The sequence below is a fragment of the Dongshaea marina genome (assembly GCF_003072645.1).
In the GTDB taxonomy this organism is placed as follows: domain Bacteria; phylum Pseudomonadota; class Gammaproteobacteria; order Enterobacterales; family Aeromonadaceae; genus Dongshaea; species Dongshaea marina.
In genome coordinates this window covers 4,568,359-4,581,625 of record NZ_CP028897.1, presented here as the reverse complement: position 1 = coordinate 4,581,625, position 13,267 = coordinate 4,568,359, and the positions used below count along the sequence as shown (strand labels likewise).

Genomic DNA, 13,267 nt, shown 5'->3' with positions numbered 1-13,267 from the left:
CTTAAACACCATGGTACCAGGGCCTAAGGTTTCATGTGTTATGACACCTAACCTGTGGTTGTGCTAATCTCTCACCTTTCACTAAGGAGGAAGTTTAAGGTAATGCGTTATCTCCTGATCATCTGCACTCTGGCCCTTATGCTATCCGGCTGTGGCAATAAGCCAAAAATCCAGGGCTTTTTGGTACTTAAAACCCCCTCTGTAAGTAGTGTGGAGCAGGCCTCTGGTAAGGTGAAGCCGTATCTTGATGGTAAGCCTCTTTTTAGCAGCCAAGACATTCTCTCAGCTGAACAAAATCCTACTCAGCCTCGAGCAGTGACTATTACTTTGAGCTCGGATGCGGTTCGACGTTTACATCAGGTGTTTGAGCTTCATCTTCACGACAGGATGGCTCTGGTAGTTGATGGCAAGATTGTTCGTATTATTCCTATGCCGTCACTGGTTACCACTTCAACGCTTAGAATTACAGGGCTTTCTGATAAGCAGGCTCGCCAAATCGATGAGGTTTATTAGGGACTGTCGTCATGAGTGGATTGTTTTGAGTAGAATACAGGCTTTCAGTAGGAATCAGGCAGAGCACTATGACGACCCCAGCCCACCGGCCTCATGACATACCCGACCGCGTTTGGAGCCTTATTGAACCCCACATACTGGGGAGAAAGGGTTATTGGGGAAAAGCTGGTCGTGATAATCGATTATTTATCAATGCTGTTTTTTGGATTTTGAGGATGGGTAGCCTTTGGCGAGACCTGCCTCCTGACTACGTGATTGGAAAAATACCCATCGACGCTTCTGCCGCTGGCGAGATAAAGGCATTTGGGTGGTTTAGATACCTGGATATGAATAAAAATCCAAGCGTATGCAGTCTATTTCAGGTTCAACAACAGTTAGCGGGAACATAGCCATTCATCCAGTAGTCTGAACCAGGATCTATGAGGCACCAAATCATGCTAATCTTACCCAGTTACATGAGCAAACTTGGGGTGTTAGCAATTGAATAAAAAAGCTACAAAAAAGCTATTGGTCACAGGCGGTGCAGGCTTCATCGGCTCTGCTGTTATCCGACATATTATCCAGAATACTGATGATAGTGTACTCAATGTCGATAAGCTCACCTATGCGGGTAATCTTGAGTCCCTTGCTGAAGTTTCTGAGTCAGAGTGCTACCAGTTTGCTCACCTGGATATCTGTTATCGTGAAGGTTTGGACAAACTATTTACAGAGTTTCAGCCTGATGTAGTGATGCACCTGGCAGCAGAGAGCCATGTGGACCGTTCTATCTCCGGACCAGCCGACTTCATCGAGACCAATATTGTAGGTACTTACACCTTACTGGAAGCTGCCCGTCATTATTGGAATGAGCTTCCAGAGGATCGAAAAGAGGCATTTCGTTTTCACCATATATCGACCGATGAAGTGTATGGGGATCTGGATGGTACCGATGATCTTTTCACAGAAGAGACGCCTTATGCGCCGAGTAGCCCCTACTCTGCGTCCAAAGCATCCAGCGATCATCTGGTTCGTGCCTGGCAGCGTACCTATGGGATACCAACCATAGTTACGAACTGCTCCAACAACTATGGTCCCTGTCACTTCCCTGAAAAGCTAATTCCTTTGGTGATCTTGAACGCCTTGGAGGGCAAAGCTCTGCCCATCTATGGTAAGGGCGATCAGATCCGGGATTGGCTCTATGTTGAAGATCATGCCAGGGCACTCTACCAGGTGGTTACTCAAGGTGAAATTGGTGAAACCTATAACATCGGTGGACATAACGAAAAACGCAACTTAGAGGTGGTTGAAACCATCTGTGATCTATTAGGTGAGTTATGTCCGATAGCAGATAACCCTTCAGCCCAACATCTTGGTTCATACCGGGATCTAATAACTTTTGTTGCGGATCGGCCCGGGCATGATCACCGCTATGCCATTGATGCAGCAAAGATTGAGAATGAATTAGGCTGGGTGCCACAAGAGACTTTTGAGTCAGGGATCCGTAAAACCGTAGAGTGGTATCTAAGTAACCAGAAGTGGGTCGAGAATGTAAAAAGTGGCGCCTACCAAAGCTGGATTGATAAAAACTACGGGGAGCGCAACTGATGGATATTCTGCTGCTGGGATGTAATGGCCAGGTTGGTTGGGAGCTGCAACGCTCCCTAGCTCCCCTAGGTCGGGTTACACCCCTAGATTATGATTCAGATTCATTATGCGGAGATCTCAGTAATCTGGATGGGCTTTCACAAACCATTCGATACCTAAAGCCTGATGTGATCGTCAATGCAGCTGCCCATACTGCAGTGGATAAGGCTGAATCTGAGTATGAGTATGCAAAGTTATTGAATGCAACTGCCGTGGAAGTGTTAGCAAAAGAAGCCGAGGCGATCGGTGCCTGGCTGATTCACTACTCTACTGATTATGTGTTTGATGGTGGCGGTGATAAACCATGGGAAGAAGTGGATACACCAGCGCCTCTCAATGTGTATGGCAAAACTAAGCATGCAGGTGAGCAGTCGATTCAAAATCACTGCTCCAAGTACCTGATTTTTCGTACCAGCTGGGTTTATGCTGCCAGAGGCAATAATTTCGCCAAGACAATGTTGCGTTTAGGGCAAGATAAAGATGAGCTGTCGGTTATCAATGATCAGTTTGGTGCACCGACCGGTGCAGAGCTACTGGCTGATTGTACTGCACATGCTGTTTCTAAAGCCCAAATTAACCCTGAGTTAGCTGGCCTTTATCATCTGACGGCATCAGGTACTACCAGCTGGTATGAGTATGCTTCACTGGTGTTCGATTGTGCCAGCAAAGCAGGCGTTGAGCTCGCTATACAAAAGCTGCATCCTGTTACAACCAGTGTCTTTCCTACTCCAGCAACCCGTCCGCACAACTCTCGTTTGAATACTGCTAAGTTTCAAACGAGCTTTGGTTTAGTGCTACCAGCTTGGCAGCAGGGGGTGAAGCGCATGCTAGATGAGATTTTAGGAGAGTAATGATGACAGCACGCAAAGGGATTATTCTTGCCGGTGGGTCTGGGACTCGCCTTTATCCGGTGACTATGGCTGTAAGTAAACAATTGCTGCCCATCTATGATAAGCCGATGATCTACTACCCGCTGACGACTCTGATGCTGGCGGGGATCCGGGATATTCTAATCATCAGTACTCCCCAGGATACGCCACGTTTTGAGCAGCTGCTGGGTGATGGTAGCCAGTGGGGACTTAATTTGCAGTATGCGGTACAGCCATCACCGGACGGATTAGCCCAGGCATTTATCATAGGGGAAGATTTTATCGGGGATGATCCCTGTGCCTTAGTACTTGGCGATAACATTTTCTATGGTCACAATCTACAGCAACAGCTTGAAGACGCGGCTAATGCCAGCGGAGCAACTGTTTTTGCTTATCATGTCAAAGATCCTGAGCGCTATGGGATCGTCGAGTTTGATGATCAAGGGAATGCGCTGTCACTTGAGGAGAAGCCAGCGCAGCCGAAGAGCAATTATGCCGTTACCGGACTCTACTTCTATGACAGCCAGGTTGTTGATATCGCTAAATGCCTGAGGCCCTCGGCTCGCGGGGAGCTAGAAATCACCGATGTGAATAGCACTTATCTCAAACAGGGAGAGCTATCTGTTGCCATGATGGGGCGAGGCTATGCCTGGCTCGATACCGGAACCCATGAAAGCCTGATTGAGGCAACGAACTTTATTCAAACCATAGAGCATCGTCAGGGCTCAAGGTTGCTTGTCCGGAGGAGGTTGCTTACCGTAAAGGGTTTATCGATGCTGAGCAGGTCCGTAAACTGGCAAAACCTCTGGCCAAGAATGCCTATGGCCAATATCTATTGGATATGATTAAGAGTTAAGTGCGATGAATATCATAAAAACAGAAATTCCCGATGTATTGATTATCGAGCCAAAAGTATTTGGTGACGAAAGAGGCTTCTTCTTTGAGAGCTATAACCAAAAGCAGTTTGAGGCTGCGATTGGGAGATCGGTTGAGTTTGTTCAGGATAACCATTCCAAATCTGCCAGAGGAGTACTTCGAGGTCTGCATTATCAATTAGCTCCCCATGCCCAGGGAAAGTTGGTACGCTGTGTTGCCGGTGAGGTGTTTGATGTAGCTGTCGATATTCGTCAGGGCTCAGCCACTTTTGGTCAATGGGTTGGAGCGCATCTTTCCGCAGAAAATAAACAGCAGATGTGGATTCCAGCCGGTTTCGCACATGGTTTTGTGACCTTAAGTGAGACAGCAGAGTTTTTATATAAAACGACAGACTATTATGCCCCTCACAGTGAGCGATGCATTGCCTGGAATGACTCAACCCTAAACATTAGCTGGCCTTTTGATTTTGAGCCTCTTCTTGCTGAGAAGGATAGGCTTGCGCCACCTTTCGATAAGGCTGAGCTCGATTAGCCCATAGCAAATACGTGATTTTTGAGGCCAGCCTGGTTATAGGCAGGCCTTTTGTATTTGGACTACTTTAGCCTTCTTTAGGCTGCACTAGCTCAAGGCGCTCACCGGCGCTTAACAACGCCATCTCCAGAGCGTTGCGTTGGCAGAGTTCTATCTCTTGCTAAGTGAGCTCCGCATCGTGGGCTGCCACATTGTATTCGTGGGCAAGTTCAATCCCTTCGACCGCAGGGTCGTCGGTATTCAGACAAGCCAATACGCCTTGTGCCAGGAAGGCCTTGAGAGGGTGCTGCTTGATATCACTGACAGTGCTGGTTTGGATGTTGGAGGTGAGGCAGGACTCAATCCCTATCTTTTCTTTAGCCAGGCGTTCCATAAGCTTAGGATCGTCGATCGCCCGAACGCCGTGGCCAATGCGTCTGGCACCAAAGTCGTCCAGCGCCTGCCAGACACTCTCGGGGCCCGCAGCTTCACCTGCATGCACTGTGATCTGCAGATCGGTTTTGCGCACCCTTGTAAAGTGCTCTTTGAAGAGCTCGCCGGGGAATCCCAGCTCATCACCGGCAAGGTCAATCGCCACCAGCTTATCCTTAAGGGCCAGGCAGGCATCAAGTTCGCCCATACACTGCTCAACGCCAAAGGTGCGGCTCATGATGCCGATGAGCTTTGCTTTGACCCCAAAGTCGCGACATCCTGCCGCAACCCCATCCAGCACCGCTTCGACCACGCCTTGTGGTGCCAGCTTATGAGTCATCGCCATGTAAGCCGGGCTAAAGCGAAGCTCGGCATAATCGATTCCTGCGCGCTTGAGATCTTCGGCATTCTCATAGCCAACCCGGTAGCAGGCATCATAATCGGCCAGTACCTTAACTCCCCAGTCGAGCTTACTCAAAAAGGCCACCAGAGAGGGTACGTTCTCAATGATCTGCACATGGGGACGCAGAGATTCGAGATCGGCTCCCGGCAGCTCGATGCCATGTCGCTGCCCCAGCTCCAGAATGGTTTGTGGGTGGATATTGCCATCCAGGTGGCGATGTAGAGATCCAGCAGGGGAAGGTTTTTATTGATCATGAGCTTGTCCCTTCGGTTGATATCGGGCTGCCAGGGTGTGCCTTCGGCTCTTTGGCTGAATTTTCGAGGTAGGGCTGTAACTCCGGGCACTCCACTGAAAATTGTTGAAGTTTACGGGTCAGGGTGTTGCGACCCCAGCCCAGAAGCTTAGCGGCATTTTGTTTGTGGCCGGCACATTTTTCCAGGGCCAGCCGGGTCAGGATGCTCTCAAGCTTAAGTTCAAGTCCGGTCACATCCACTCCGACCCCGGATGCTAACTGCTGGGAGGCCCACTGCTCAAACAGCTCCTGCCAGGGTTGATTTGGCGTCGCGTCGGAATGGTGGTTTTGAAACTCTCCCGGCAGATCCGTGTCATTGATCAGCTGATGCCCCACCATCACGGTGAGCCAGCGACACAGATTCTCCAGCTGGCGAACATTACCGGGCCAGGGATGGTTCTGCAGCAAAAATAGCGCCTCCGGTGAGAGCTGCTTGGCTGGCTCTTCAAGCTCCTGGGCGCAGCGCTGTAGAAAATGCTGCGCCAGTAGCTGCACATCCTCGCGCCTTGCTGCCAGTGCCGGGATCTCAAGATGCACCACATTGAGGCGGTGGTAGAGATCTTCACGAAAACTCCCCTGTTCAACCTTGCGCATCAGGTCCTGGTGAGTTGCGGCTATGATCCTGACATCCGCCTGCTGCAGTTGCTGTCCACCGACCCGATAGAAGCTTCCATCGGCCAAGACCCGTAATAAGCGGGTTTGGATCGCCAGTGGCATATCACCAATTTCATCGAGAAACAGAGTGCCACCTCTGGCCTGTTCAAACCGCCCTTGGCGCACCTGATGAGCGCCGGTAAAGGCACCTTTCTCATGACCAAACAGCTCAGACTCTATGAGTTCATGGGGATCGCTGCCATATTGAGGGCGATGAAGGGACCATCACTACGAGGACTATGTTGGTGCAGGGCCTCGGCAACCCGCTCCTTACCACTTCCGGAGGGGCCGGTGATCAGCACCGAAACACTGCTGCGCGAGAGCTTACCTATGGTGCGAAACAGGGTCTGCATCGCCGGAGATTGACCTATCAGGCGGCTCTGTTCACTGAGCTGGATCTGCTGTGGTTGAGTCTCCTGATGCTGATGTAATGCTTTGTGAATGAGAGATTGCACCTCATCCAGATCAAAGGGTTTTGCCAGGTAATCGAAGGCGCCATGCTGGTAGGCGCTGACCGTGCTGTCGAGATCTGAGTAACCGGTCATCACGATCACCGGGAGTTCAGGGTACTGCTGCTGGAGCTGTTGTAGCAGGGTCAGTCCATCCATGCCGGGCATGCGGATGTCGGTAATTACCAGGCTGGGAAGAGGATGCAGATCCAGTGCATCCAGCAGCTCCTGTCCCTGGCTGAATGAAAGACATTTGAGGCTGTCCTGAGCCAGGGTTTGCTCTAAGACCCAGCGAATCGCCGGGTCATCATCAAGGATCCAGACTGTCTGTTCCATGTTACTCCTGATAGGGAAGATAAAGGGTAAAGCTGGTGTCTCCCGGGTCGCTCTGCCACTCAATATGGCCATCATGCCTTGCGATCAGCTCCTGCGCAATCGAAAGGCCAAGGCCTGTACCATCGGCGCGTCCGGTGACCATGGGGACAAAGAGGTTAGGGCGGATCTCATCCGGGATCCCCGGGCCAGTGTCACCAATAGTGATCATAGCGGTCAGGCGGTAGCGTTTGTTGTTGAGGGTCATATTAGCAATTGAGCGGGTCTTTATGTTCAGGGTGCCACTGTCACCCATCGCCTGAATGCCGTTGAGCATGATATTCAGCAGGGCCTGTTGCAGGGAGGCGCTGGCAACCGGGATCTCCGGCAGGCTGGGATCATAGTCCCGCTTAAATACAATCGCTTTGGGAGTATCGATTGCTAAGAGCTCAAGTTGTTGCTCAAGCAGTTGATGCAGGTTGACCGGCTGCATCGGTTCGAGTTTGCGCGGTCCAAGCATCCGCTCGACCAGCTGAGCGAGCCGCTCACTCTGGCTGAGTAACATCTCAGTATAGGGCTGCCACTTAGGATCGGTAAGCTGCTTGGAGAGGAGCTGAGCTGCCCCCTTGAGGCCTCCCAAGGGGTTTTTGATCTCGTGAGCCAGGTTTCGCAGCAGCTGGCGCAGCGCTCTTTGTTGAGGGTGGAGCTGTGGCTGACTGTTAAGGTGCAGATCCTGGGGATGGAGCTCCATCAGGATCTGTGAGCCCTGCTCGCCTTCGATAAGGTTGGCGCTGAGATCCAGAATATGATTCTGGGAGGGTAGCTCAAGGCGAATTTCACAGACTCTCAGGCTTTGATGCTGTATCAGCTGCTCACAAAGCCAGTTGCAATCAAGATCCTCTTTACGGATCAGTGACGGCAGGGCGAGCTTTTGTAACTGACGGATGCTGCGACTGAACAGATCTTCTGCTGCCGGGTTGGCGTAGATGATCTGCAATTCACGGGTGAGCAGCAAGACAGCAGTTAATTGATTATCAAGAAGCTGCTCATAGTTGACACTGTGGCCCACAGCCTTCTCCCGTTGGCAGATTGGTTTAGGATAGTATCAGATTGCAGACCTGGTAGCCTGATTGCAAGTCATTGATTTATTGAATCGTTTGCAGGCTTACAAAACCCGGAATCTTTAGTTCGCCACTCCGGCTCTTGGGGTCCTGGCCGGTGCGTGAATCGAGGTCCGATGCAGATACACGGTAACAACAGGTGATTCAGCTTCAAGTACTCCATCATCAGAGAGCAGTTTTGTTTGGATTTGATGCTCCCCTCGCTCCACATTACTGAGCAAGACAGAGGTTTGATTTTTTATCTCCTTAAACAAGGCCCCATCGACAAATACTTGCATGCGATAGCTTTTTGGCATGGGAGCAATCTTGCTGGTGACCGCAATATTCCCCTGGTTGTTGCGAATCGTTGTCTGATCTTTGGGCTGGAGCAGTGATAATTGATAGCTTGTTGCCTTGGCCTGCTCAACTACAGGCTCCGAGATAACCTTAGGAATGTTTGCTGCTATAGAGGGTCTGACATCGGTTTTTTCTGCTCCCGAGACCGGGGTATCGGTAAAGTGAGTGACTCCCTGCTTATCAACCCATTTGTAGATGGCGTTAGCACACACCAGGTGATAGGGCAGTAGCAGAGTGATCAAGAGTGCGATGCTGAATCTGTTCATAGCAATTTTCAGTTGTTTTTTATGAGATTAGCAGGCGGTGGGAGAATTGGGGAGGCCAGATTGTACCGGCCTCCCAAAGGGTCAGTTTAAACTGAGTAGTAGAGATCAAACTCGATTGGGTGAGTCGTGACGTTCAGCAGCTCAACTTCCTGGCGCTTAAGCTCGATATAGGAGTTGATGAAGTCATCAGAGAATACCCCACCACGGGTCAGGAACGCACGATCCTGATCCAGACAGTCCAGAGCTTCACAGAATGAGGCTGCAACCGTTGGGATCTCAGCCGCCTCTTCTGGTGGCAGATCATAGAGGTCTTTATCCATAGGCTCGCCCGGGTGGATGCGATTGTGGATCCCGTCCAGACCCGCCATCGCGATGGCTGCAAAGGCAAGATATGGGTTAGCCGTCGGATCCGGGAAGCGGATCTCGATGCGACGCGCCTTGGCGGAAGCAACCACAGGTACCCGAATCGAAGCGGAGCGGTTACGAGCCGAGTAGGCCAGCATTACCGGTGCCTCAAAGCCCGGAACCAGACGCTTGTAGGAGTTGGTTGAAGCGTTAGCAAAGGCGTTGATCGCCTTAGCATGCTTGATGACTCCACCGATAAAGAACAGCGCTGTTTCACTCAGGCCGCCGTAGCCGTCCCCAGCAAACAGGTTTTCACCATCTTTTTGTAGTGAGATGTGACAGTGCATCCCGGAGCCGTTATCACCGACCAGCGGCTTGGGCATGAAGGTCGCGGTCTTGTTGAACAGGTGAGCAACATTGTGCACCACATACTTATAGATCTGCAGCTCGTCGGCTTTTTTCACTAGGGTGTTGAAGCGGGTTGCGATCTCGTTTTGACCTGCGGTTGCTACTTCGTGGTGGTGAGCTTCAACCACCAGGCCCATCTCCTCCATCACCATAGACATGGAGCTACGGATATCCTGAGAGGAGTCAACCGGTGCAACCGGGAAGTAGCCGCCCTTGATTCCGGGACGGTGACCCAGGTTACCCTCTTCATAGCTCTTGCCAGAGTTCCACTTTGCCTCTTCTGAATCGACGCGGTAGAAGCTGCCGGAGATGTCGGTGTGAAAACGCACATCATCGAACATGAAGAACTCAGGCTCAGGCCCCAGCAGTGCGGTATCGGCGATCCCTTCGGCCTTCATGAAGGCTTCGGCGCGCTTGGCGATGGAGCGAGGGTCACGGTCATAGCCCTGCATAGTCTCGGGCTCGACGATGTCACAACGAACGATCAGGGTATTTTCTTCGGTGAAGGGGTCCACCACAGCAGTGGTTGGATCCGGCATCAGCAGCATGTCTGACTCATTGATCCCTTTCCAGCCGGCGATGGAGGAGCCATCAAACGCTTTGCCATCTTCAAAAAAGTCGCTATCGATTTGGTGTGCAGGGATAGAAACGTGCTGCTCTTTACCCTTGGTATCGGTAAAACGCAGATCAACAAACTTGATTTCATTTTCTTTAATGAGCTGAAGAGTTGCTTCGATTGACATGCAGGGTCCTCCTCGACCGTATGCAAAATAGTAACTAGCAGATTCTTTGCAGAAACCGTGCCACCTTTTAAAATCCTTTAAAATCAACCACTAACAAAATCGAAAATTTTAAACAGCCTGTCTCATGCACCTTGTTGGTGCAATGCGCTAGAGTGGTGTCCATCTTGGTGCAACTGGGATTGTGCAATAGATTGAGTTTTTTCTAGGCAGATTTTCGATCAATCAGTACAATACTGCCTCTTTTTATCCTATTCAACTGAAAGACTCTGAGGCGGGAATGTTAGATAAACTGCGAAATATCGCGATTATTGCTCATGTTGACCATGGCAAAACTACTCTGGTAGATAAATTGCTACAACAGTCTGGAACGTTAGAGCGCAGCAACGAAGGTCAGGAAAGGATCCTCGACTCTAACGCACAGGAGCAAGAGCGCGGTATTACCATTCTCGCTAAGAACACAGCGATCAATTGGCAAGATTACCGCATCAATATTGTAGACACCCCGGGACACGCCGACTTCGGTGGTGAGGTTGAGCGTGTAATGTCTATGGTCGATACGGTACTGCTGCTGGTAGATGCGGTCGATGGTCCTATGCCTCAGACACGTTTCGTCACCCAGAAGGCATTTGCTCGTGGCCTCAAGCCTATCGTTGTCGTCAACAAGATTGACCGTCCCGGTGCACGCCCGGATTGGGTTATCGATCAGGTGTTTGATCTGTTTGACAACCTGGGTGCAACCGATGAGCAACTGGACTTCCCTGTGGTCTACACCTCAGCTCTGGCCGGTTATGCTGCGATGGATCCCGAGGAACAGACCGAAGATATGACGGCTCTGTTTGAGGCGATTGTTGAGAAGGCCCCTGCGCCACAGGCCGATCCTGCCGGTGAGCTGCAGATGCAGATCTCTCAGCTGGATTACTCCTCCTATGTTGGGGTTATCGGCATCGGCCGTATCGTGCGCGGCACCATCAAGCCCAACCAGCAGGTCAGCATCATCGATAAAGAGGGCAAGACCCGTAACGGTAAGGTTGGCCAGGTGCTGGGTTATCTCGGACTGGAGCGTAACGAGGTTGAGCAGGCGAGTGCCGGCGATATCGTTGCGATCACAGGACTGGGCGATCTTAAGATCTCCGATACCATCTGTAGCCAGTCTCAGGTTGAAGCTCTGCCAGCCCTGAGCGTTGATGAGCCAACCGTCACCATGACCTTCCAGGTAAACACCTCTCCGTTTGCCGGTCAGGAAGGTAAGTTCGTGACCTCACGTAACATCTTAGAGCGCCTGGAGCAGGAGCTCAAGCACAACGTGGCCCTGCGTGTTGAGCAGATGGACGATCCCGATAAGTTCCGCGTCTCAGGCCGTGGTGAGCTGCACCTGAGTGTCCTGATTGAGAACATGCGCCGTGAAGGCTTCGAGCTGGCGGTATCCCGCCCTGAAGTGATCATGCGTGAAATCGATGGACAGACACAGGAACCGTATGAGACTCTAACCGTGGATATCCCTGAGGAGTTCCAGGGGGAGTGATCGAGCAGCTGGGCCTGCGTAAGGGTGAACTGCAGCAGATGCTGCCCGATGGTAAGGGGCGTATCCGTGTCGACTACATCATCCCAAGTCGTGGCCTCATCGGTTTCCAGACCGAGTTCATGACCCTGACCTCTGGAACCGGCCTCATCTATCACAGCTTTGACCACTATGCACCGCGTAAAGAGGGTGAGATCGGCCAGCGTAGTAACGGGGTTTTGATCTCCAATGCAACCGGTAAGGCGCTGGGCTACTCGCTATGGAACCTTCAAGAGCGCGGTAAGCTGATGATTGGTCCAAGTGAGCAGGTGTATGAGGGGCAGGTTGTGGGGATCCACACCCGTACCAACGATCTGACGGTGAACGTCCTCAAGGGCAAGCAGCTGACCAACGTTCGTGCCTCAGGTACCGACGAAAACATCCAGCTGACCCCGGCGATCCGCATGACCCTGGAGCAGGCTCTCGAGTTCATTAACGATGATGAGCTAGTCGAGGTGACTCCAGTGCATATCCGAATTCGTAAGAAGCTTCTGACCGAGACCGATCGTAAGCGTGCCAGCCGTGCTTAATTAAGGTTGTCTTGGAATAAAATAGCCCTCAGTGAGGGCTATTTTTTTATCTGAATTTTGCTGGTTGACGCTTTAGTCTGCTGAGCAATCTCCCTATCATAGGGGCTTCCCCAAGCCCGCATCCCATCGAAGGAGGAGCAGATGACTCCCAGCCAACTTCTGCCTCAAACCCTGGCTATCGCCAGGCAGGCAGCCGAGATCCTGCATAAGGTGTATCAGAGCAAGGACTACCAACAGCAACTCAAGGCCGATCAGACCCCGGTCACCAGCGCCGACTATGCGGCCCATGACTACCTGACCAAAGCCCTGGCGGAGCTGGCGCCCGAGATCCCTGTGCTCTCCGAGGAAGACTCTGATATTCCGCTGAGTGAGCGCAGTTTCTGGAAACGTTACTGGCTGGTGGATCCCCTGGATGGCACCCAGGAATTTATCGCTCGCAGCGGAGATTTCGCGACCGTGATTGCTCTGGTCGAGGAGGGGATTCCCGTATTGGGAGTAGTGTGCGCGCCAGAGAGCGGGGACTGTTATTATGCCTGTCGCGGACAGGGTGCTTATTATCAGGCCCTCGATAGTGTGCCTGAGCCGATCCATACCCGGCAGACGAGAGAGTCACTTACAATTGCAGTAAGCCGTCGACAAAAGCTGGATCTCATCAAAACCAGGCTTAAGGGAGATTTGGAGTACCAGTTTGTTGCGCTGGGCTCAAGCTCACTCAAGTCTTGTGCGGTTGCCGCGGGCAGGGTGGATGCATATCTCAGAGTCGGCCCGACAGGGGAGTGGGATACGGCTGCGGTGCAGTGTATCGTTGAAGAAGCGGGAGGAGAGATCCTGTCGTTGCAGCAAAAACCACTGACCTACAATCAGCGTGAGAGTCTGGAGAATCCGGATTTTATGGTTTTGGCTGCTAAGGAGCTGGCCGGGATCCTTAAATCAGCATAAAAGGGCTGATTTTTTACCAGTAATTGCTCATGAAAAAGGTTTCAGTCTCAAAAATGGCGTTTAGTTTTTGCTAGAGTGAAGTTGCTGT

At 51.5% G+C, this 13,267-nt stretch carries 8 protein-coding genes and 5 pseudogenes; 8 read left to right on the top strand and 5 right to left on the bottom strand.

Annotated features, from left to right (window positions below; translation table 11 throughout):
* Positions 1–102: 102 nt before the first annotated feature.
* From DB847_RS21445 to rfbC, 6 genes and pseudogenes are all read left to right on the top strand, one after another.
* Complete coding sequence (locus DB847_RS21445; protein ID WP_108652493.1) at positions 103–513, top strand: preprotein translocase subunit SecD family protein; 411 nt, start codon at positions 103–105, stop codon at positions 511–513.
* Between the two features lie 68 nt (positions 514–581).
* Positions 582–820, top strand: a pseudogene (locus DB847_RS21440) (transposase); the annotation flags it as partial.
* A 173-nt stretch (positions 821–993) separates the two neighbouring features.
* Complete coding sequence (gene rfbB, locus DB847_RS21435) at positions 994–2,097, top strand: dTDP-glucose 4,6-dehydratase (RefSeq protein WP_108652492.1); 1,104 nt, start codon at positions 994–996, stop codon at positions 2,095–2,097.
* Positions 2,097–2,987, top strand: a complete 891-nt coding sequence (gene rfbD, locus DB847_RS21430; RefSeq protein WP_108652491.1) for a dTDP-4-dehydrorhamnose reductase — start codon at positions 2,097–2,099, stop codon at positions 2,985–2,987. The genes rfbB and rfbD overlap by 1 nt, the downstream gene beginning before the upstream one ends.
* Before the next feature lie 2 nt (positions 2,988–2,989).
* Positions 2,990–3,861: pseudogene (rfbA, locus tag DB847_RS21425) on the top strand (glucose-1-phosphate thymidylyltransferase RfbA).
* Positions 3,862–3,866: 5 nt separating this feature from the next.
* Positions 3,867–4,412: a dTDP-4-dehydrorhamnose 3,5-epimerase gene (gene rfbC / locus DB847_RS21420; RefSeq protein ID WP_108652490.1), complete on the top strand. Its 546-nt coding sequence runs from the start codon at positions 3,867–3,869 to the stop codon at positions 4,410–4,412.
* Positions 4,413–4,479: 67 nt separating this feature from the next.
* Here rfbC and add read toward each other — a convergent pair.
* The 5 genes and pseudogenes from add to glnA form a co-directional block, all read right to left on the bottom strand.
* Positions 4,480–5,480, bottom strand: a pseudogene (add, locus tag DB847_RS21415) (adenosine deaminase).
* Positions 5,477–6,957, bottom strand: a pseudogene (gene ntrC, locus DB847_RS21410) (nitrogen regulation protein NR(I)). The pseudogenes add and ntrC overlap by 4 nt, the downstream one beginning before the upstream one ends.
* Before the next feature lies 1 nt (position 6,958).
* Complete coding sequence (gene glnL, locus DB847_RS21405; RefSeq protein ID WP_108652489.1) at positions 6,959–8,002, bottom strand: nitrogen regulation protein NR(II); 1,044 nt, start codon at positions 8,000–8,002, stop codon at positions 6,959–6,961.
* 114 nt (positions 8,003–8,116) lie between these two features.
* Positions 8,117–8,656 carry a DUF4124 domain-containing protein gene (locus tag DB847_RS21400; protein WP_108652488.1) on the bottom strand — a complete coding sequence of 180 codons (540 nt, stop codon included), beginning with the start codon at positions 8,654–8,656 and terminating at the stop codon, positions 8,117–8,119.
* Positions 8,657–8,742: 86 nt separating this feature from the next.
* Positions 8,743–10,152, bottom strand: a complete 1,410-nt coding sequence (glnA, locus tag DB847_RS21395) for a glutamate--ammonia ligase (protein ID WP_108652487.1) — start codon at positions 10,150–10,152, stop codon at positions 8,743–8,745.
* A 277-nt stretch (positions 10,153–10,429) separates the two neighbouring features.
* Between glnA and typA the strand changes: the two are divergent.
* Together typA and cysQ are read left to right on the top strand one after the other, a co-directional pair.
* Positions 10,430–12,240 (top strand): annotated as a pseudogene (gene typA, locus DB847_RS21390) (translational GTPase TypA).
* Positions 12,241–12,381: 141 nt separating this feature from the next.
* Positions 12,382–13,179 carry a 3'(2'),5'-bisphosphate nucleotidase CysQ gene (gene cysQ / locus DB847_RS21385; RefSeq protein ID WP_108652486.1) on the top strand — a complete coding sequence of 266 codons (798 nt, stop codon included), beginning with the start codon at positions 12,382–12,384 and terminating at the stop codon, positions 13,177–13,179.
* Positions 13,180–13,267 lie beyond the last annotated feature (88 nt).

Coding starts and splice junctions, on each gene's coding strand:
- glnA (WP_108652487.1), bottom strand. CDS start 10,152: ATGTCAATCGAAGCAACTCTTCAGCTCATTAAAGAAAATGAAATCAAG.
- DB847_RS21445 (WP_108652493.1), top strand. CDS start 103: ATGCGTTATCTCCTGATCATCTGCACTCTGGCCCTTATGCTATCCGGC.
- cysQ (WP_108652486.1), top strand. CDS start 12,382: ATGACTCCCAGCCAACTTCTGCCTCAAACCCTGGCTATCGCCAGGCAG.
- rfbD (WP_108652491.1), top strand. CDS start 2,097: ATGGATATTCTGCTGCTGGGATGTAATGGCCAGGTTGGTTGGGAGCTG.
- rfbC (WP_108652490.1), top strand. CDS start 3,867: ATGAATATCATAAAAACAGAAATTCCCGATGTATTGATTATCGAGCCA.
- DB847_RS21400 (WP_108652488.1), bottom strand. CDS start 8,656: ATGAACAGATTCAGCATCGCACTCTTGATCACTCTGCTACTGCCCTAT.